The 618-nt window shown below is 34.0% G+C and carries 1 protein-coding gene; it reads right to left on the bottom strand.

What is annotated here, in order from left to right; all coding sequences use genetic code 11:
- A partial coding sequence (locus tag KM800_RS15125) for an undecaprenyl-diphosphate phosphatase (RefSeq protein WP_217813826.1) occupies nucleotides 1-610 on the bottom strand: 610 nt, incomplete at its 3' end.
- Nucleotides 611-618 lie beyond the last annotated feature (8 nt).

The raw sequence follows: 618 nt of genomic DNA, 5'->3' as shown, positions 1-618 counted from the left end.
CTATCATAGTTGGAATTGCAAGGATAAATGAAAATTCCGCTGCTGCCACATTAGTAAGTCCGCTTGTCCACGCTCCCATTATTGTAGATGCAGATCTTGACATTCCAGGCCAAAGTGCAATGCACTGGAAACAGCCTATTTTTAAAGCTTGTCCCGGAGTTACATCTTCGATTCTATTTGTCTTATTTCCCCTTCTATACTTTTTCTCCATAAATATCATGAGAAACCCACCAAATATAAGTGCACAAGCTACTGTCACAGAATTAAACAGTTTAGCCTTTATTATATGATTGAAAAATAATCCGATAACTGCAGCTGGTATGAATGCAATAATTATATTACACCATAATTTAAATCCCCATTTTCCTGGAGCAAGATTTTTCAAGGAACCTGATATTTTATTCCAGTAAAGAACTAATATGGCAAGTATAGCTCCGAGTTGAATAACAATTTCAAACATGTCTACATAAGCTTTTCTATAAGTAGGATCCTTAAAATTTATTAAGTCACCTACTATAATCATATGGCCTGTAGATGATATTGGCAAAAATTCAGTAACACCTTCTACAATACCTATTACTATTGCCTTTATTATAAGTAGCAGATACATTTTTATTC

The sequence above is a fragment of the Clostridium tyrobutyricum genome (assembly GCF_019144085.1).
Classification (GTDB): domain Bacteria; phylum Bacillota; class Clostridia; order Clostridiales; family Clostridiaceae; genus Clostridium_B; species Clostridium_B tyrobutyricum_A.
Note: the sequence above shows the minus strand (reverse complement) of the source record. Positions and strands in the feature narration are given on the sequence as shown.